The organism is Chitinimonas taiwanensis DSM 18899, assembly GCF_900119825.1.
Classification (GTDB): domain Bacteria; phylum Pseudomonadota; class Gammaproteobacteria; order Burkholderiales; family Chitinimonadaceae; genus Chitinimonas; species Chitinimonas taiwanensis.
In genome coordinates this window covers 218,272-236,761 of the sequence record NZ_FPKR01000002.1, presented here as the reverse complement: position 1 = coordinate 236,761, position 18,490 = coordinate 218,272, and the positions used below count along the sequence as shown (strand labels likewise).

General features: G+C 63.9%; 12 protein-coding genes. 6 read left to right on the top strand and 6 right to left on the bottom strand.

The genetic code is table 11. The features are described from left to right. Nucleotides 1–5: 5 nt before the first annotated feature. A complete protein-coding gene (locus BT173_RS03010) occupies nt 6–1,265 on the bottom strand; it encodes an ABC transporter substrate-binding protein (RefSeq protein ID WP_084658097.1) in 1,260 nt (419 codons plus the stop codon). 450 nt (nt 1,266–1,715) lie between these two features. Between BT173_RS03010 and BT173_RS03005 the strand changes: the two genes are divergently transcribed. The 4 genes from BT173_RS03005 to BT173_RS02990 all read left to right on the top strand — a co-directional run bounded on the left by BT173_RS03005 (nt 1,716) and on the right by BT173_RS02990 (nt 6,095). Continuing rightward, on the top strand, nt 1,716–2,957 hold the full coding sequence (locus BT173_RS03005) for an ABC transporter substrate-binding protein (RefSeq protein ID WP_245794117.1): 1,242 nt from the start codon (nt 1,716–1,718) through the stop codon (nt 2,955–2,957). A 222-nt stretch (nt 2,958–3,179) separates the two neighbouring features. Further along, entirely contained in the window at nt 3,180–4,094 is a 915-nt protein-coding gene (locus tag BT173_RS03000; protein ID WP_072427140.1) for a carbohydrate ABC transporter permease, read from the top strand. An 11-nt stretch (nt 4,095–4,105) separates the two neighbouring features. Continuing rightward, nucleotides 4,106–4,945 (top strand): carbohydrate ABC transporter permease, encoded by an 840-nt coding sequence (locus BT173_RS02995; RefSeq protein ID WP_072427139.1) that lies wholly within the window; start codon nt 4,106–4,108, stop codon nt 4,943–4,945. Nucleotides 4,946–4,958: 13 nt separating this feature from the next. Then, the gene (locus tag BT173_RS02990) at nt 4,959–6,095 is read left to right on the top strand and encodes an ABC transporter ATP-binding protein (RefSeq protein ID WP_072427138.1); all 1,137 of its coding nucleotides are present in this window, start codon (nt 4,959–4,961) and stop codon (nt 6,093–6,095) included. A 57-nt stretch (nt 6,096–6,152) separates the two neighbouring features. On the opposite strand, the gene BT173_RS02985 is transcribed toward BT173_RS02990, so the two are convergent. Then, nucleotides 6,153–6,947: a thymidylate synthase gene (locus BT173_RS02985; protein ID WP_072427137.1), complete on the bottom strand. Its 795-nt coding sequence runs from the start codon at nt 6,945–6,947 to the stop codon at nt 6,153–6,155. 293 nt (nt 6,948–7,240) lie between these two features. On the opposite strand from BT173_RS02985, the gene BT173_RS02980 reads away from it, so the two are divergent. Further along, nucleotides 7,241–8,341, top strand: coding sequence for an extracellular solute-binding protein (locus BT173_RS02980; RefSeq protein WP_072427136.1), 1,101 nt, complete (start codon nt 7,241–7,243; stop codon nt 8,339–8,341). Nucleotides 8,342–8,469: 128 nt separating this feature from the next. Further along, nucleotides 8,470–10,038: a hypothetical protein gene (locus BT173_RS02975; RefSeq protein ID WP_139256021.1), complete on the top strand. Its 1,569-nt coding sequence runs from the start codon at nt 8,470–8,472 to the stop codon at nt 10,036–10,038. 50 nt (nt 10,039–10,088) lie between these two features. Here the strand turns inward: BT173_RS02975 and argS are convergent, their stop codons facing one another. The 4 genes from argS to glnE form a co-directional block, all read right to left on the bottom strand. After that, nucleotides 10,089–11,804 (bottom strand): arginine--tRNA ligase, encoded by a 1,716-nt coding sequence (argS, locus tag BT173_RS02970; RefSeq protein WP_072427134.1) that lies wholly within the window; start codon nt 11,802–11,804, stop codon nt 10,089–10,091. Between the two features lie 95 nt (nt 11,805–11,899). Beyond that, nucleotides 11,900–13,210, bottom strand: coding sequence for a 3-phosphoshikimate 1-carboxyvinyltransferase (gene aroA / locus BT173_RS02965; protein WP_072427133.1), 1,311 nt, complete (start codon nt 13,208–13,210; stop codon nt 11,900–11,902). Between the two features lie 189 nt (nt 13,211–13,399). Continuing rightward, nucleotides 13,400–15,532 carry an AsmA family protein gene (locus BT173_RS02960; RefSeq protein ID WP_072427132.1) on the bottom strand — a complete coding sequence of 711 codons (2,133 nt, stop codon included), beginning with the start codon at nt 15,530–15,532 and terminating at the stop codon, nt 13,400–13,402. Nucleotides 15,533–15,662: 130 nt separating this feature from the next. Then, nucleotides 15,663–18,365 (bottom strand): bifunctional [glutamate--ammonia ligase]-adenylyl-L-tyrosine phosphorylase/[glutamate--ammonia-ligase] adenylyltransferase, encoded by a 2,703-nt coding sequence (gene glnE / locus BT173_RS02955; protein ID WP_072427131.1) that lies wholly within the window; start codon nt 18,363–18,365, stop codon nt 15,663–15,665. Nucleotides 18,366–18,490 lie beyond the last annotated feature (125 nt).

Genomic DNA, 18,490 nt, shown 5'->3' with positions numbered 1-18,490 from the left:
CTGTGTTATTGCCGGCCCAGTGCGCGCGCATAACCGGCCAGTTTCCGCTGGGTTTCCGCCGTGCTCAGCCGTTTGTCGAGGAAGTAGCGATGCACCTGGGCAGTGATCGCCTCCTTCAAGGTTTCGCCGGTGGCCATGCGGTGCACGATGCTGGGTGCCTGCACACCGCTGCCGCGCGCAAAGGTCTGCCAGGATGCGCGCCCGCAGGCATCGAGTTGGGCCGGGTTGATATCGCGCCGGACCGGCACCGAGCCCTTGATGCGGTTATACGCAATCTGCACCGGCGCATTCACCACCAGAGCGGCCAGCGCCAGCTGGGCCGGCTGGCTGTCCTTGCCGGCCAGCATGGCCAGCGTGTCCACGCTGTAGAGATGGGCGTCCTCGGTGGCCGGTGAGGCCTGACAGTCGAAGTCCGCATCGGCCAGCTGGCCCATGGCCAGCAGTTCGCCCTTGGCCCAGTCGCCCATGATCCACATCACTGCCTCGCCCCGCGCAAAGCCATGCGCAACGGCCTGCCACGGTTGCTCGCGCAGCGGCTGCGGCATCCAGCGCTGCAGACGGCGCAAGCGCTCCAGCGCACGCGCTACCGGCGCGCCTTGCCACTGTGCGGCATTGCCGGCTTCGAAGAGCGCGCGGTAGCCGGCCGGGCCAGCTTCGCCGAGCAGAATCGCTTCGAACAGGGTGGCGACCTGCCAGGGCTCCTTGCTCTGGGCCAGTGGCACGAAGCCGCCGGCCTTCAGCTTCGTCGCCAGCAGCTCGAACTCATCCCAGTTGCGCGGTGGCTTGAGCCCAAGCTTGCCAAGCAGGGCAGAGCGATAGAACAGGGTATTGATGCGATGCAGGCCGACCGGCACGGCCACGCTGCGCCCGCCCGGGCTGACCAGCTGGCGTATGGTGGGGAAGAGCTTGTTCTGCCAGTCGTCGCGTTCGGCCACCTCGTCCAGCGGCAGCAATAGCCCCAGCTCGCTCCATTCGGCAATCGCCGGGCCGATCAGCTGGGTGACGTCGGGCGCCTGGCCCGACAGGATGCGACTCTTGAGCACCTTCATCGCCCCCACGCCGGCGCCGCCGGCAATCGCCGCATCGCGCCAGACGATCTGTTCGGCCGCAGCCCGCTCGGCCAGCAGGTCCGCCGCGCGCCGCTCGCTGGCCGAGGTCCACCAGTGCAGCACATTCAGCTGCTCGGCCTGGCTAGGCAGCGCAAGGCTGGCCAGCAGCGCCCAGGGCGCGGCATGCCGGATCAGCCAATGGCGAGGGAAGGGCATCGGGCGTTGTCTCCTTGGATGCGGGCCAGTGAACACGAACGAGCGTGGTTTTCTTGTCTTATACCGGCCTGCGCGGCGCAGCATAACGTAAGGCTGGCTATTGATTTGTAACAAAAGCTTGCAGGCCAGGATGCCGGTCTGCTGCGCGCGGTGGCAGCGGCCATTCGCGATGATCGTGCCGAATAAAGCAGGTATATCAAGGCTTTAAGCGTGTGCTTTCCTTTGCCTACTCAGCGGGGGCTGCAGGCTGGCAGGGCCGGGCAGTGGTTTGGTGCGATAGATTGCCTTACCTGAACTGGTCTGCTGGCGGTATTCAAGTATCTGAAAACAAAGGATTTTATATTCCATCGCCGTGGCGGCGCTCATCGTCGTGTCACACAGCCGCCGGTGCTAGTTTGCCCTCAACCCCGGAGCGCCGGGGCGCAACCGCCAATGAGGAGCAACAAGAAAATGAAGCACACCAAGCACACCCTGAGCATGCTGAGCGTCGCCCTGCTGGCGGGCGCGGCCCAGGCCGGCACCCTGAGCATCGAATCCTGGCGTGTGGATGACAAAGCGCTGTGGGAAGACGTGCTGATCCCGGCCTTCCAGAAAAAGCATCCGGGCATCACGGTCAAGTTCGCCCCCACCGCGCCGACCGAATACGACTCTAGCCTGACCGCGCGCCTGACTGGCGGCACGGCTGGCGACCTGATTACCTGCCGTCCTTTCGACAAATCGCTCGATCTGTACAAGAAGGGCCAGCTCGAGAAGCTGGATGGCAAGCCCGGCATGCAGCACTTTCCGGCCAGTGCCAAGGTGGCTTGGCAGAGCGATGATGGCAAGGACAGCTTCTGCATGCCGATGGCCTCGGTCATGCATGGCTTCTTCTACAACAAGAAGATTTTCGCCGACCTCAAGCTCGCTCCACCCAAGACCCAGGCTGAGTTCTTCGCCGCGCTGGACAAGGTGAAGGCGGCCGGTAAGACCCCGATTGCATTGGGCACGGCCGATCAGTGGGAAGCCAACCAGATCGTGTTCACCGGCATTGGCCCCAACTATTGGCAGGGCGAGGCCGGCCGCAAGGCACTGATCGCCGGCAAGGCCAAGTTCACCGACCCGCAGTTCGTGGCGGTGTGGGAGCAGATGGCCAAGTGGGCGCCTTACCTCGCCAAGGGCTATAGCGCGCAGACCTATGCTGACACGCAGAACCTGTTCGCCAGCGGCCGCGCCGCCATCGTGCCGGCAGGCTCCTGGGATATCGCCTACTACAAGCAGCAGGGCCTCGACTTTGGCGCGTTCGCCCCGCCGGTAGCCAAGGCTGGCGATAAGTGCCAGATCTCCGACCACACCGATATCGGCATCGGCATCAATCCGAAGTCGAAGAACAAGGCCGACGCCAGCAAATTCCTCGAATGGATTGCCTCGGCCGAGTTTGCCGACCTGTACACCAATAAGGTCACCGGCTTCTTCTCGCTGTCTTCGCATCCGATCGAGGTCAAGGACCAGGTCGCCAAGTCCATGCTGGACTGGCGCAAAAGCTGCGGCTCGACGATTCGCCTGAATGCCCAGGTGCTGAACCGCGGCGAGCCGAATATGGAAACCGAGCTGTGGAATGTGAACAGCCAGGTGCTGAACGGCAAGCTGGCCCCCAAGGCCGCTGCGCAGCAGATCCAGGCGGGTTTCGCCAAGTGGTACAAGCCGCAGCAGTAAGGCCCGGCAGCCCTGCGCCACACCTTGGTGCAGGGCTGGGTGAGGGCGCTGCGGCCGCTACACCAGCACCCCAGGCATGCCCAACATGCTTCGCCACGGCCGCCGCCCGCGGCGCCACACCCTCGCCACCCCGTGGTCGCTGCTTCCCAGCCGACGGCGGGGCCTGCATTCCATCCTGATGGCTTGCAGCGCGCACCGCGCCTGCACAAGGAAAGTCGCACCATGAACCGAATCGCCCGATGGCAGATCGCCATCTTCCTGGCCCCGGCGCTGCTGATCTACGCCAGCTTCAGCGCCTGGCCCCTGCTCGATACGCTAGGCCTGGGCTTCTTCAACACCGATGAAGCCGGGCAGCAGCACTTTGCCGGCCTGGCCAACTACTACAAGCTGCTGCTCGACCCGCAGTGGTCGGATGGCTTCTGGAACGCGATGGGCAATAACGTCGAGTTCTTCTTCATCCATATGCTTGTGCAGAACCCGATCGGCCTCTTGCTGGCCGCGCTCTTAAGCCTGAAGGGCGTGCGCTTTGCCAAGAGCTACCAGACCCTGTTGTTCCTGCCCACGCTGTTGTCGGTGGTCATCATCGGCTTTATCTGGCAGCTGATCCTGTCGCCGCTGTGGGGCGTGGCCGAAAGCCTGCTCGCCCAGGTCGGCCTGGCCGAGCACTTCCAGCCCTGGCTGGGCGAGGAGGGCAGTGCGCTGCTGACCCTGGCGCTGATCTCGGTGTGGCAGTTCATCGGCATTCCGATGATGCTGATCTACGCGGCGCTGATCGCCATTCCCGAGGAAGTGATCGAAGCGGCGCGCGTGGAAGGCGCGTCGGCCTGGCGCATCTTCTGGCAGATACGCCTGCCGCTGATCCTGCCCACGCTGGGCCTGGTGACCATCCTCACCTATGTAGGCAATTTCAATGCCTTCGACCTGATCTACTCGGTGAAGGGCGCGCTGGCCGGCCCGAACTACAGCACCGACATCCTCGGCACCTATTTCTACCGCACCTTCTTTGGCTACCAGTCGCAGATTGGCAGCCCCACCATGGGCGCGGCCGTGGCGACGCTGATGTTCCTGGTCATCCTGGCCGGGGTGGGCGTGTATTTCTTTGCCGTGCAGCGCCGCCTGCAGCGGCACGCGTTTTGAGGAGGCCCGCCATGCGTCAACCTGTAAGCCACTTGGCCGGCAGCAGCTTCACCCATCTGGTGCTGGCCGGCTACACGCTACTGTCGCTGTTCCCACTGTTTCTGGTGCTGATCAACGCGTTCAAAAGCCGCGCCGGTATTTTCGATGCACCGCTGGCCCTGCCCAATGGCGAAACCTTCTCCACCATCGGTTTCGAGAAGGTGCTCGGTAAGGCGCACTTTCTGGGCTTCTTCGGCAATAGTCTGACGGTGACCGTGCTGTCGCTGGTGCTGATCCTGCTGTTCGGCGCTATGGCGGCTTGGGCGCTATCTGAGTACCGTTTCCGCGGCCAACGCCTGATTCTGCTGTTTTTCGCCTTCGGCATCATGGTGCCGATACGTCTGGGGACCGTGGCGATTCTGGAACTGATGGTGAAGTTGGAGCTGGTCAATACGCTGAGCGCGCTGGTGCTGGTCTACACCGCCCAGGGCCTGCCGCTGGCCATCCTGATCCTTAGCGAATTCATCCAACAGATACCCAAGGAGCTGAAAGAAGCCGCGCGCTGCGATGGCGTGGGGGAATTCACCATCTTCTTCCAAATCATCCTGCCGCTGATCCGCCCGGCCATTGCCACCGTAGCCGTATTCACCATGGTGCCGGTGTGGAACGACCTGTGGTTCCCGCTGATTCTGGCCCCAGGTGAGGCTACCCAGACCATCACCCTGGGCGTGCAGCAATTCATCGGCCAGTACGCCACCGACTGGAATGCGGTGCTCGCCTCGCTGTCGCTGGCCGTCCTGCCGGTGCTCGTCATCTATGTGTTTTTCTCGCGCCAGCTGATACGCGGTATCACCGCCGGCGCCGTCAAATAAGGGAGGTCATGTCATGGCCCAAGTCAGCCTGCAACAAATCCGCAAATCCTACGATGGTCAGCATGATGTGCTGGCCGGTATCGACCTCGACATCCAGGACGGCGAATTCGTCGTGCTGGTTGGTCCCTCCGGCTGCGGTAAATCCACGCTCTTGCGCATGTTGTGCGGTCTGGAGGAAATCAGTGGCGGCGAAATGCAGATTGCCAATCAGCGCGTCAACGATCTGCCACCGGCTGAGCGTGGCATCGCCATGGTGTTCCAGAGCTACGCGCTCTACCCGCATATGACGGTGTACAAGAATATGGCCTTCGGCCTGAAGGTAGCCGGCGCGGACAAGGCCGAGATCGCGCGACGCATCCGCCATGCGGCTGCCATCCTCAAGATCGATCATCTGCTCGAACGCCTGCCGCGCGAGCTATCGGGCGGGCAGCGCCAGCGTGTGGCAATTGGCCGCGCCATTGTGCGCGAACCCAAGCTCTTCCTGTTCGACGAGCCGCTGTCCAACCTCGACGCCGCGCTGCGCGTGCAGACCCGGCTGGAGATTGCCAAGCTGCACCGCGAACTGAAGGCCACCATCGTCTATGTGACGCACGATCAGGTCGAGGCGATGACCCTGGGCGACAAGATTGTGGTCATGCACGACGGGCGCATCCAGCAGGCCGGCACGCCGCTCGAACTCTACCAATGCCCGGCCAATCTCTTCGTGGCGGGTTTCATCGGTTCGCCCAAGATGAATCTGCTCGATGGCGTGGTGGCTGAGGCGGGGGGCGAGGGCGTCAGCATTAGCCTGACCGGGGGCAAGACCGTACACGCCGCGGTGGATGGCAGTGGCCTGAGCGTGGGGGAACGCGTGACCCTGGGCATACGCGCCGAACACTGGCAGGCGGGCGAGCAGGGCAGCGAGCGCTTTTGCGGCACGGTCAATCTGGTCGAACACCTGGGCGAAGCCAATCTGCTCTACTTGACTCTGGAAGGCGGCCAGGACGTGGTGCTACGCGGCGACGGCAATGTCGAGGTCACTTATGACAGCCAGCTCAGCCTATCGGCCGACGCCAGCGCCTTCCACGTCTTCGACCGCGACGGCCAGGCACTGCGCCGCCTGCAACCGGGCAATCTGAAGGTGGCAAGGCGGGCGGCGGCGCTGGTCTAGGTTGTTGGAAATCAAAACGGCGCACCTTGGTGCGCCGTTTTTTGGTGTGAGCCGGTGTCAAACTGCCACTACACCCTTGATCGCCTCGTGGCTCTGATAGCCCTCGAGCGTGAAGTCCTCGTACTGGAAGGCGAAGATGTCCTTGATCGCCGGGTTCAACTTCATCTGCGGCAAGGGCAGTGGCTGGCGTGTGAGCTGCAGCTGCACCTGTTCGCGGTGGTTGCTGTAGATGTGGCAGTCGCCGCCGGTCCAGATGAAATCGCCCGGCTGTAGGTCGCAGACCTGGGCCACCATCAGCACCAGCAGCGCGTAGGAGGCGATATTGAAAGGCACGCCGAGGAAGAGGTCGGCACTGCGCTGGTAGAGCTGGCAGCTGAGCTTGCCGTCGGCCACATAGAACTGGAAGAAGGCGTGGCAGGGCGGCAGAGCCATGTTCTCGATCTCGCCCACATTCCAGGCCGATACGATCAGGCGGCGTGAATCGGGATTGTGCTTGATCTGCTCGACCACCTGGGCAATCTGGTCGATATGGCGGCCGTCGGCCGTGGGCCAGCTGCGCCATTGCACGCCGTACACCGGGCCGAGGTTGCCGTTTTCGTCCGCCCACTCATCCCAGATGCGCACGCCGTTTTCCTTCAGATAGCCAATATTGCTATCACCCTTCAGGAACCACAGCAGCTCGTGGATGATGGATTTCAAGTGCACCTTCTTGGTGGTCACCAGCGGAAAGCCCTCGGCCAGATTGAAGCGCATCTGGTGGCCGAATACCGACTGGGTGCCGGTGCCGGTACGGTCGGTTTTCTCGGTGCCGTGGTCGAGGACGTGTTGCAGAAGGTCGAGGTAGGCGCGCATGGGATCTTCGCTAGCTTGGGTGAAATCGCTTGGGCGAGCAGGCTCGCCGCGTGGCCCGCGATTCTAACAGCGCACCGGCTCGCGGCGCAGCCCGATGATCGGGCCGGCGCGCCCGCAGCGCGCTGTGGCGCGCATGCCCACAATGGCGAGCGGCGCAGTGCAAATTGCTCGCATCTGGGGCAGGCGGCATGGTGTAATACCGCCCGCTAAACCCCGCCTTCAGGCGCATCGGCACAGGGTTTGGCGGGTCGCTCCCCGCCGCTGTTCAACGCTCTTCCGGAGTTCAAATTCTCATGGTCCCGTTCCGCTTCCAGCCGACCCTGCTCGGCGCCGCTCTTGCCCTTTCGACGACCTTTGCCGTGCAAGCTGCCGGCACGGTGAATGTGTACAACTGGAACGATTACATCGCCGCCGACACCATTCCCAACTTCGAGAAGGCCTCGGGCCTGAAAGTGAAGTACGACCTGTTCGACAGCGTGGAAACCCTGCAGTCCAAGATGCTGACCGGCAAGTCGGGCTATGACGTGGTCTACCCGTCGGCCGACTACGCTGGCAAGTGGATTCAGGCCAATATCTTCCAGCCCATCGACAAGAAGAAGCTGCCGAATCTGGCCAATCTGAACCCTGAATTCCTGAAGAAGCTGGAAGCCGTTGATCCGGGCAACAAGTTCCTGGTGCCGTATATGTGGGGCACCATGGCCTTCGGCATCAATGTCGACAAGGTCAAGAAGGCACTGGGCAATGAGCCGATGCCGGCTGATCAGTGGGACCTGGTGTTCAATCCGAAGTACACCAGCAAGCTCAAGAGCTGCGGTATTTCCTACATCACCATGACCAAGAACCTGTTCGCCATGGCGAACATCTACAACGGCAAGCCGGCTAACGACTTCTCGAAGGACAGCGTGGCTGCCGCGCTGAACACCCTGAAGGCTGTGCGCAAGGACGTGCGCGTCTTCAACGACAGCCCGATCGATCTCTTGGCCAATGGCGATGTGTGCGTGGCCATGGCTTACAACGGCGATGTGTATATCGCCAAGGATCGTGCCGCTGCCGCCAAGAAGCCGCAGAACATCGAATACGTGGTGCCGGCCAAGGGCACCATGATGTGGTTTGACGTGATGGCGATTCCGAAAGACAGCAAGAACGCCGACAACGCGCACAAGTGGATCAACAACATCCTTGATCCCAAGGTGGTGGCCGCCATTACCAATACCGTCAGCTACGCCAACCCGAACGCCAAGGCTGATGCCCTGGTGGACAAGAAGATCAGCGGCGACGCCAAGATCTACCCGAATGCCGCTGCGCTGCAGAAGCTGCAACCGCTGGCTGTGATCGACCTGCCGACCCAGGTTGCACTGACCAAGGCCTTCAACCAGTTCAAGACCGCCAAGTAAGCTAGCGCGCCTTGTAGGGACCGAATGGCCGGGCTTTCGCCCGGCCGTTTTTTTATATTCATGCCCCTGGGTTCATTTTCCAGCGGCGTGGACGATAGCTCGGTCATGCCCAACTTCCTTGCCCTGCCATGAGCTTAATCAACGGCCTAGCCGGCCCCGCCAGGGCACCCTGGCTCGCACAGCAGAACACCGCGCCACAAACTGTGCCGGCCGGCGCGTCCACCAATACACCCAATGCCAGCCCCGCCAGCGTGGTGAGGCTCAGTGCAGCGGCCCTGGCTGCCGAGGCTGGCCAGATGCCTGATGGCCTGCCCATTACGGTTGCTACGGTATGGGAGCGCGCCGACGGCGATGCGATCTCGACGCTGATGGCCAGCAAGCAGCAGGCGTTTGGCCGCTATGGCTCGGTGCTGCAGGGCTTGGGGGCGGCCCTGCTGACGGCTGGCAGCGATTATTCCCAGGCGGCCGTCTGGTTCAATCCGGGCGGCGCCAGTGCGGCGCTCGCGCCGGCAGCCCGCCTGGCCGGCTTGCACACGCAGGCGAGCAATCAGGTGAGCCTGAACCTCGGCTTGCGCTCTGGCACCCAGGTCAGCTTATTTATCGGCCATCAGTCTGATGGCCTGGCGGTGCGCTTCGAGAGCAGTGCGGCGCTGGACGAGCAGGAGCGGGCCGCCTTGGCTGGCCTCGCCGAGGGCTTCGAGCAGGCGCTGGCCGCCTGGACGGCTGATACGCCGACGCTGGACTTGGCGGGCCTGCTCGCTTACGACGCCAAGGCGTTCAGTAGCCTGTCCTTGCGCATCGATCAGGACCAGCCGGGCAGCACGGATTTGAGCCTGCAGCTCGATATCGATGCCAAGCAACGCAAGCTCAGCGTGGACGGGGCCAGCGGCAAGCTCGAGCTGCGCCTCGACACGGCCCAGCAGCAGATCCTGGGCAGCCCGGCCCAGCGTGAGAAGGCGCTGGCCACCTATGCGCAGCGCTTTGCCCAGGCGGGCGATGCCGGCCGTGCCGATAAATCCTTGATCACACTGTTGCAGGATGCGTTTACCCAGCTCAATCGCAGCGCGCCTACCCAGACCGGTGGCGCTGCCTATGAGCGCTTGCTGGCCGCCATGCCCTTAGCCGACCACGACCAGGCCATGCTGAGCGGTCTGGCGGATTTCCAGATCGATCTGGTGCAGGCTAGCCGGCGGCCTAACCCGCGCCGGCCCGATGAGGTGAACCGCTTTAGCTACCAGGCATCGCAACAGACCGAGATCGAGGGGCGGGACAATGCGAAGCGAACCATCACCCAGCAGCGTCATCACAAGCTCGAGGCCAGCTATCACCAGCCCCTGGCCGGTAGCAAGCTGATGCTGGACGACAACCCGGCCAGCCAGTACTACACCTTCCATCGCGTCGAGGCGGAGAGTGAGAGCCGTGCGCAGATCCGCTATGCCGACCATCTGATGGTGGCGGCCAGCCTGCAGCAGCAGGGTAGTCAGCGCCATGAGATCACCGAGTACCAACATGGCGTGCGTACCCAGCACACGGTCACGCCGAACCGCTATGGCTGGGTCAAGGATTTGCTGGCCACGCTGAAGCCGCTGTACGAAGAAAAGGCGGATTCAGACATCGAATCCGCCGCGCGTGAGGCCTTGCTGGCCAGGGTGAACGCCCAGGTGCTGGCCGCACCTGAGCCGGGCTTCATGGTCTAGGACTGGCGGCGCACGCCGACTTCTGGCGTTTGAGCCGGTCCAAGCCACCCTTACATGGTTTCCAAAACCTCGATGCCGAGCAGGTTCAGGCCGCGCGCCAGGGTCTGGCCGCTCAGCTCGCACAGCTTGAGGCGCGAGGTGTTCGCCACGCCGTCCTGCAGCACCGGGCAGGCTTCGTAGAAACGCGAGAAGGCGGTGGCCAGGTTGTACAGATAGGCGCACAGGAAGTGCGGCATGCTGTCGCGCGCCACCTGGTGCACCACATCGGCAAAGCGCGCCAGTTCCAGCGCCAGCGCATGCTCGGCCGGCTCGCTCAGCAGCAGCGCACCACGGCGGTCCCAGTCACCCACCTTGCGGAAGATGCTCTGCACGCGTGTATACGCATACTGCAGATAGGGCGCGGTATTGCCTTCGAAGCTGAGCATGGCGTCCCAGTCGAAGATGTAGTCGGTATTGCGGTTCTTCGAGAGGTCGGCGTACTTGAGCGCGCCGATGCCGACCGCGCGGGCAATCTCGCGCCGCGTAGCCTCGTCCTGATCGGGGTTTTTGCTGCTGACCAGCGCAAACGCGCGTTCCACCGCCTCGTCGAGCAAGTCGCCGAGCTTGACCGTGTCGCCCGAGCGCGTCTTCAAGGGCTTGCCGTCCGGACCCATGATGGTGCCGTGGCCGATATGCTCGAACTGCGCGTCGGCAGCCAGGAAGCCGGCCTTGCGTGCGGTGGTGAACAGCTGCTGGAAGTGCAGGGCCTGGCGCGAGTCCACCACATACAGGCAGCGGTCGAGCTTCAGCTCGCGGGTGCGGAAGCGAATCGCGCCAAGGTCGGTGGTCGCGTACAGATAGCCGCCACCCTGCTTTTGCACGATAAAGGCGGCCGGGTCGCCTTCCTTGTTCTTGAACTCATCAAGAAACACGACCTGGGCGCCATCGCTCTCGGTCAACAGACCTTTCTCGCGCAGCTCATTCACCAGCACGGGCAGGTCGTCGTTGTAGAAGCTCTCGCCGCGCACATCGTCGTCGTTCAGCAGGAGGCCGAGCTTCTGGTAGATGGCATTGCAGTGGGTGAGCGAAATCGCCACGAACTGCTTCCACAGTGCCAGCACCTCGGCGTCGCCACCCTGCAGCTTGACCACATAGTCGCGCGCGGTATCGGCAAAAGCCGGGTCTTCATCGAAGCGCACCTTGGACTTCTTGTAGAAGCTGTCGAGATCACCCAGTTCGAGCGAGGCATTGCCGGTCTTGCTGGTCTCCACCATATAGGCCACCAGCATGCCGAACTGGGTGCCCCAGTCGCCCACATGGTTCTGGCGCACCACCTCCTGGCCGACAAAGCCCTGGATACGGGCCAGCGCGTCGCCGATGATGCCGCCGCGCAGATGGCCGATATGCATTTCCTTGGCGAGGTTCACCGACGAGTACTCGACCATCACCTTCTGGCGCGGCAGGGCGTCCACGCCCAGCTGGGCATCGCCGAGCGCTGTTTCCACGCGCTGGGCGAGGAAGCTGTCGGCCAGCTTGATATTGATGAAGCCTGGCCCGGCAATCTCGAGGCTGGCGGCGATGCCGGCCAGGTCGACCGCATCGATGACCTTCTGCGCCATCTCGCGCGGGTTGAGCTTGAGCGCCTTGGCGGCACCCATCACGCCATTCATCTGGTAGTCGCCAAACTCGGGGCGGCCAGCCTGCTGAACCAGCGGCTGGGCATTCGGGGCGCCAACCGCAGCCAGGGCAGCGGCGAAGCGGTCGTTAAGAAGCGGGAGCAAGGACATGGTAGGTAGTTCCTGAAAAAACAATCCCCTCCGCAGGGAGGGGCTTGTTAGTAAGCGTTGACGCGATTTTACGGGCCGGCGCCGGGGCGGGCAAATCAGCGTGCGACGCCGGCCAGCACCTCGAAATACTCGGGGAAGGTCTTGGCCACGCACTTCGGGTCATTGATGCGTATCGGCGTGCCGCCCACCGCCACCAGCGAGAAGCACATCGCCATGCGGTGATCGTCATAGGTGTCGATAACCGCATTCGGCGTCAGCGCGGCCGGCGGGGTGATGGCGATATAGTCGGCGCCTTCGTCCACCGTGGCACCGAGTTTGCGCAGCTCGGTGGCCATCGCGCTCAGGCGGTCGGTTTCCTTCACGCGCCAGCTGGCCACATTGCGGATGGTGGTGGTGCCATCGGCAAACAGCGCCAGCACCGCAATCGTCATCGCCGCATCGGGAATATGGTTGAGGTCGGCATCAATGGCGGTCAGCTTCTTGCCCTTGGCCACCACCGGGCCGGTGGCCTCGATCCAGTCCTCGCCCATGGCGATCAGCGCGCCCATCTGAGCCAGGGTTTCGGCGAACTTCACATCGCCCTGGATGCTGTGATTGCCCACGCCTTCCACCCGGACCGGCCCGCCACCAATCGCGCCAGCAGCCAGGAAATAGGAGGCCGAGCTCGCATCGCCTTCCACATGGATGGTGCGCGGGCTGTGGTAGCGCTGGCGGCCCGGCAGCTGGAATTCATTCCAGCCGCGTCTTTCCACCTGCACGCCAAAGCGGCGCAGCAGATTCAGGGTGATATCGATATAGGGTTTGGAGATCAGCTCGCCGACCACCTCGATGCGTGCATCCTCGCCGCCCAGCGGCAGGGCCATCAGGAGCGCGGTCAGGAACTGGCTCGATACATCGCCACGCACGCGTGTGCGCAGGCCCGGCGTGGCGTCGTGCTGGTTCTGCCAAGGGCGGATGCGCAGCGGCGGATAGCCCTCCTGGCCCAGGTAGTCGATCTGAGCTCCCAGCTCGCGCAGCGCATCGACCAGGTCGCCAATCGGCCGCTCATGCATACGCGCCACGCCCTTCAGCGTGTAGTCGCCATCCATCAGCGCCAGTGCCGCGGTCAGCGGGCGGAAGGCGGTGCCGGCATTGCCAAGGAAGAGCTCGCCCGACTTGACCGGGAAAGCACCGCCCACGCCGTGCACGCGGTAGTCGCGCTCAGCAATCTGCTCCCAAGCCACGCCCAGCGCCTGCAGGGCCTCCAGCATGCGGCGCGTGTCGTCCGAATCAAGCAGGCCGCGCACCTCGGTGCTGCCCTCGGCCAGGGCGGCTAGCAGCAGCGTGCGGTTGGAGATGCTCTTGGAGCCAGGCAGGCGGATGGTGCCGCTGGCGGTGCTGCAAGGGGAGAGATCGAGATATTCCATGGGAGGGCCGGGGCGTATGTTGCACTGCGATGAGAGCTAGCGAGTGTAGCCGCTGGCGGGCCGGGCCGGAAGTTGCCGCGCGCGTAAGGCTTGCGCTTTGTGCAACGCGCATGGGCAAAACAAAGCCCTGCCGTGCAACGCCATGCTGGGCGTGCAGGGCAGGGCGGTTGGATGCAGCGAGGGGCCGGCTTACTTGAACAGGCCCTTCAGCCCCTTCTTGATTGCCTCATCGGCCTTCTGCTTGATCTCTTGCTTCACTTCTGCCTTCTTCTCCTCCAGCTTCACACCGGCGTTGTCCTTCAAGGCGGCACTCAGGTCGAGCGAATACTTGGGTTCGGCAAAACTGCCCTTCACCCGTACCGGAATGGTCAGTCCGCGTAGCTCATCGCGGCTGGCGCCTTCCTGGCCCTTGCTGGTCGCCACCAGGGCGGCCTTGATCAGGTAGTTGACTGTCTCGCTCTTCAGATCGGCCTCGCCCTCGCCATTCACGCGGATCAGCGGCGATTTCATGCTCAGGTCCTTATTGCTGACCAGGCCCTGCGCTAGCAGCAAGCTGGCGGTCAGCTCGGTGAAGTCGGTCTTCTCGTTCGGGCTGCTGGCCACAGTCTTTTCGCCGCCCTGGAAATTGGCCAGCGTGGCCTTGGCGTCGCGCAGGGTCTTGCCGATATTGATGCCGCGCAAGGCGCCATCGTTAAGCTTGGCGCGCAGATTGCCGCTCACGCTGTGCTTCATGGCCGTGGCGTCGCTGCCTTGCACGGCCAGATCACCCTCGACAAAGCCGCGCCCTTCCAGGCGGTCGAAGTTGGCGAACTGCTTGAGCACCGCATGGATGTCCACATTGCTCAGCTTGGGCTTGACCGTGATGCGCGGGCTGGCGGTGGCGGTGGCCGTGGCGCTGGCGGCGATATCGCCACCGAAGGCCTTCAGGCTGGCCAGCGGCACATTGATCAAGCCGTGCTTGGCCGCAATCACCACACGCACTTCGCGCGCATCGAGCGGTGCCTTCTTCAGCTGGCCGACGCTGATACGCCCATCGATATTGAGGTCCTTCAGCGCGGACAGGTCGATCTTGGCCGGTGGGCCGGCCTTGCCGCTATCGGCCTTGGCTGGCGCGATATAGCGGTCGAGGTCGAGGCGGTCGGCCTTCAGCTCGAAGCGCACGGCTGGCTGGCTGAAATTCTTCACATCGGCGCTCAGGTTCAGGCCATTGCCGTCCAGCTTGCCGGCCAGCGCGGTATCGAGGTGCTGGGCCTGCAGGCCGAGGTTCAGATGGCCGCTCAGGTCCACCGGCGCGGCCTTGGCCGGCCCGGCGGTGATATTGCCCTGGATGGCCAGGCGCGACAGGCTCAGCGCGAGCTTGTCCACATCGAAGCCCAGCGGGCTGCTGATCTTGAGCTTGGCGGCGGTGCCGGCCTGCTGGCCATCCACATCGACCACGAAGGCGCGTGCGGCGATCTGCTTGCTATCGCCGGACAGGTTTTCCAGGCGGAACTTGGCATCCAGCTTGCGCGCCGCGCCGCTGAGCAGCGCGTCCAGCGTCAGCAGCTCGGCGCTGGCGCCGTTGCCACTCAGGCTCAGCTTGGGCGCCGCCAGGTTCAGCTTCAGCGTCTCGGCATCCAGCTTGCCCTCCACGCTGCTTTGCAAGTCATCGAGTTCGAAGCGCTTGGCCTCGGTATCCATGTCCAGCTGGTTGAGGCGGGTTTTCAGCTGCACATCCAGCAGCGGCTTGGATACCTGGGCGCGCGTGCTGAAGTCCAGATTGCGCGCGCCCTTCAGGGTCAGCCCATCGGCAGCCAGCGCGAGCTCGCTCAGCGACATCTGGCGGCCGGCCTGCTGGTCGTCGAAGGCCACATTGACCTTGTCCACGCGGATGCGCGAGATATCGAAATCCACCGGCGGGTTGGGTTGCGGGTCTTCTTCCTTGCTCATCAGGTCGGCAAAGTTGAATTCACCCTGCGCATTGCGCACCAGCTTCACTTGGGCGCCATGCAGCTCGACCGCGTCCACGATCACCTTCTTTTTGAGCAGCGGCCAGAACTGCAGCGACACGCGTGCATCGCTGATCTGGGCGAACTGTTGGGTGGGCGCATTGCGCTCGGACAGCGAGACATCGCTGAGGGTGGCACCCAGGCTGGGCAGGATGGACAGCTTGATCGGACCATTGAGCTTGAGCGTGCGCTGTTTCTCATCCAGCACCAGCTGCTCGATCTGCGGCTTGAGCGCATTCGGGTCGAACGTGGCCACGATATAGGCGAGCGCGCCGCCGCCCAGCAGCACGACGCCGCCGGCACCGTACAGCGCGTATTTGACGATCTGTTTCATCTTGTTTTCCTTGTATCGAACTGACGCAGCCTGCGCCTGGCAGGCAGCGCCCTGATCTGATCATCGCGCCGGCTGGCTGACTGCCAGGTGAATCGGCGTGGGCAGCGTGTGGGGCAGCATGGGCCTGCGCCTAGCCAAACACGACATGCCAGAGGCTGCGTACCGCCTCGCAATACGGTTGCACGGCGGCCAGTGCTTCCTCGCTCGGCGCGCTACCGTCCAGGCGTTCTTTGTGCTGCAGCTCGCGCAAACGCCGATAGGCTTCCTGCGCATCGCTGGCCAGGGCGGCCGGAATCAGCCCGGCATCGGCCGCCACGCGCAGCAGCGCGATATTACCGCTATTGGCCAGCAGGCCAGGGTGCTGCCAGGCGTGAGCCAGCACCAGGAATTGCACAATGAACTCCACGTCTACCAGACCGCCGCGCATATGCTTGACGTCCTGCGCCTTGGCCGGATGGGTGGCGAGCATCTTCTCGCGCATGCCGACCACATCCTCGGCCAGTTTCACCACATCGCGGCGCTGGCTGAGGATGGCGCGTCGCACGGTCTCGAACTTGGCCCCTACAGCCGCGTCACCGGCGGCAAAGCGCGCGCGGGTCAGCGCCTGGTGTTCCCACACCCAGGCGTTTTCCTGCTGATACTGGGCAAAGCCGCTCACGCTCGACACCAACAGCCCCGAGGCACCATTCGGGCGCAGGCGCAGATCGACCTCGTACAGCGCGCCGGCCGCGGTGGTGGTGGAGAGCCAGCTGATGATGCGCCGCGCCAGCTTGGCGTATTTCTCGCCCGCCTCCGCATCCTCGTCTTCGTAGACGAAGATGATGTCGAGGTCCGAGCCATAGCCGAGTTCCTTGCCGCCCAGCTTGCCGTAGCCGATGGCGGCGAAGCTCGCCTCGGGCTTGTGGCGGCCGGGCAGCTCGGCCCAGGCACGTTCCAGTGTCACGGCCAAGATCAGATCGGCAAGGTCGGACAGATGGTCGGACAGCGTGGTCAGGCTGTATTCGCCGGCCAGGTCCTGCGCGCATAGGCGGAAGATCTGCTGGTGCTGGAAATGGCGCAGCACATCCATCTCGGCTTCCTGATCCTCGCCCACGGCGGCGAGGTCAGCGCGCAGCTGCTGGCCCAGGCGTGGCCAGTCGGGCGCGCTGTACAGAAGGCGCGCGTCGAGCAGCTCGTCGAGCAGAATCGGGTGGCGGTGCAGATAGTCGGCCACCCAGGGACTGGCGCTATGCAAGGCGGCCAGGCGGCTCAGTGTCTGCGGGTGCTCGGCCAACAGGGCCAGATAGCTCTCGCGCCGGCTGATGGTTTCCAGAAAACGCAGGATGCGCGCCAGCGTGGCATCGGGGTTGCGCTGACGCGCCGCTACTTCCACCAGCGGCGGGATCAGCGCATCGAGCCGGCGTCGGCTCTTGTCCGCCAGGCTCTGGTAGCGGCCGCCCTGGGCAATGCCGGCGAGTTGGCGTTCGATCTCGGCCGGGTCCTGATAGCCGAGCGCGGCCAGCTTCTCCAGGCTGGAATGGCCATCGGCAATACCTAACCAAACGCCGGCCAAGGGGTGCACGGCATCGCCCTCGGCCTGTGGCAGGGCGAATACCTGCTCGAAGTGGCGTGCGACATTATTGCGGTGCACATCGAGCGCGCTGCAGAAGCTGTTCCAGTCCGGGTGGCCCATGCTGGCGGCGATCAAGGCGCGATCCGCCTCGTTGCTCGGCAGCATCTGGGTCTGTGCGTCATCGAGGTATTGCAGGCGGTGTTCGAGATCACGCAGGAAGACATAGGCGGCATTCAGCTCCACCACGGCCAGCGCTTCCAGCTGGCCCATGCCCACCAGCTCGGCCAGCACCTGGCGGGTCGGGCGGATGCGCAGGGCAGGGCGACGCCCGCCGCGAATCAGTTGGAAGACCTGCGCGATGAATTCCACCTCGCGGATGCCGCCTGGGCCGAGCTTGATATTGTCAGCCATATCGCGCCGCGCCACTTCGCGGCGAATTTGCGCATGCAGATCGCGCATCGAGGCATAGGCGCCGTAATCGAGGTATTTGCGGTACACGAAGGGCGTAACCAACTGCATGAGCCCGGCCGCATCGCCACCCAGGCCGGCCACGCCACGGCGCGCATACAGGCCGTTGTCGTCGCAGATCGCGCGGCCTTTGATCCAGGCATAGCGCTCCCATTCGCGTCCCTGGGTAAGCAGATAGTTTTCCAGCGAGGCAAAGCTCGAGACCAGTGGCCCGCTATCGCCATAGGGGCGCAGGCGCATATCGACGCGGAACACAAAGCCATCCGCCGTCACATCGTGGATCAGCGCAATCAGGCGCTTGCCCGCGCGGGTGAACCATTCCTGGTTGGATATCGGCCGCGTGCCATTGCTTTCGCCATCTTCAGGAAACACGAAGATCAGGTCGATATCGCTCGACACATTGAGCTCGCGCCCACCCAGCTTGCCCATGCCCACCACGATCAGCTGCTGCACCTGGCCCGATTCGGCCCCGATCGGCACGCCGCTGCGCTCGTCCGGGCGGGTCACGCACTCCAGCGCGGCCAGGATCGCCACCTCGGCCAGATCGCTGACCGTGACAATTACCTCGTCCAGATCGGCGAGGCCGAGCAGGTCGCGGCAGAAGATGCGCGCCATCACGGCCTGGCGCAGCTTGCGCAGCGCGATCTTCAGGCCGGCCTCGTCCAGCGCCGGGTCAAGCGCGGCCTCCATCTCGGCACGGCTGAAGGGCTGCTGCAGCTGCGCCTCGGTGGCCGCCTGCAGTTCGGGCTGGGCGGCAAACAGGCGTTGCAGGTAGCGGCTGTGTTGTAAAGCGCTGACGACAGTGGGGAGCATGGCGAAATATTTGTGATTTGGTGTAAACGCAAGCGGCGCACTGGGCGCGCCACGGCTAGAATTCGCGCCTTTATTCTAGCCTGCGCCCAGGCACTGGCCGCGCGCATTTGCGCGCCGCGAGGCGG

Coding starts and splice junctions, on each gene's coding strand:
- BT173_RS03010 (WP_084658097.1), bottom strand. CDS start 1,265: ATGCCCTTCCCTCGCCATTGGCTGATCCGGCATGCCGCGCCCTGGGCG.
- BT173_RS03005 (WP_245794117.1), top strand. CDS start 1,716: ATGAAGCACACCAAGCACACCCTGAGCATGCTGAGCGTCGCCCTGCTG.
- BT173_RS03000 (WP_072427140.1), top strand. CDS start 3,180: ATGAACCGAATCGCCCGATGGCAGATCGCCATCTTCCTGGCCCCGGCG.
- BT173_RS02995 (WP_072427139.1), top strand. CDS start 4,106: ATGCGTCAACCTGTAAGCCACTTGGCCGGCAGCAGCTTCACCCATCTG.
- BT173_RS02990 (WP_072427138.1), top strand. CDS start 4,959: ATGGCCCAAGTCAGCCTGCAACAAATCCGCAAATCCTACGATGGTCAG.
- BT173_RS02985 (WP_072427137.1), bottom strand. CDS start 6,947: ATGCGCGCCTACCTCGACCTTCTGCAACACGTCCTCGACCACGGCACC.
- BT173_RS02980 (WP_072427136.1), top strand. CDS start 7,241: ATGGTCCCGTTCCGCTTCCAGCCGACCCTGCTCGGCGCCGCTCTTGCC.
- BT173_RS02975 (WP_139256021.1), top strand. CDS start 8,470: ATGAGCTTAATCAACGGCCTAGCCGGCCCCGCCAGGGCACCCTGGCTC.
- argS (WP_072427134.1), bottom strand. CDS start 11,804: ATGTCCTTGCTCCCGCTTCTTAACGACCGCTTCGCCGCTGCCCTGGCT.
- aroA (WP_072427133.1), bottom strand. CDS start 13,210: ATGGAATATCTCGATCTCTCCCCTTGCAGCACCGCCAGCGGCACCATC.
- BT173_RS02960 (WP_072427132.1), bottom strand. CDS start 15,532: ATGAAACAGATCGTCAAATACGCGCTGTACGGTGCCGGCGGCGTCGTG.
- glnE (WP_072427131.1), bottom strand. CDS start 18,365: ATGCTCCCCACTGTCGTCAGCGCTTTACAACACAGCCGCTACCTGCAA.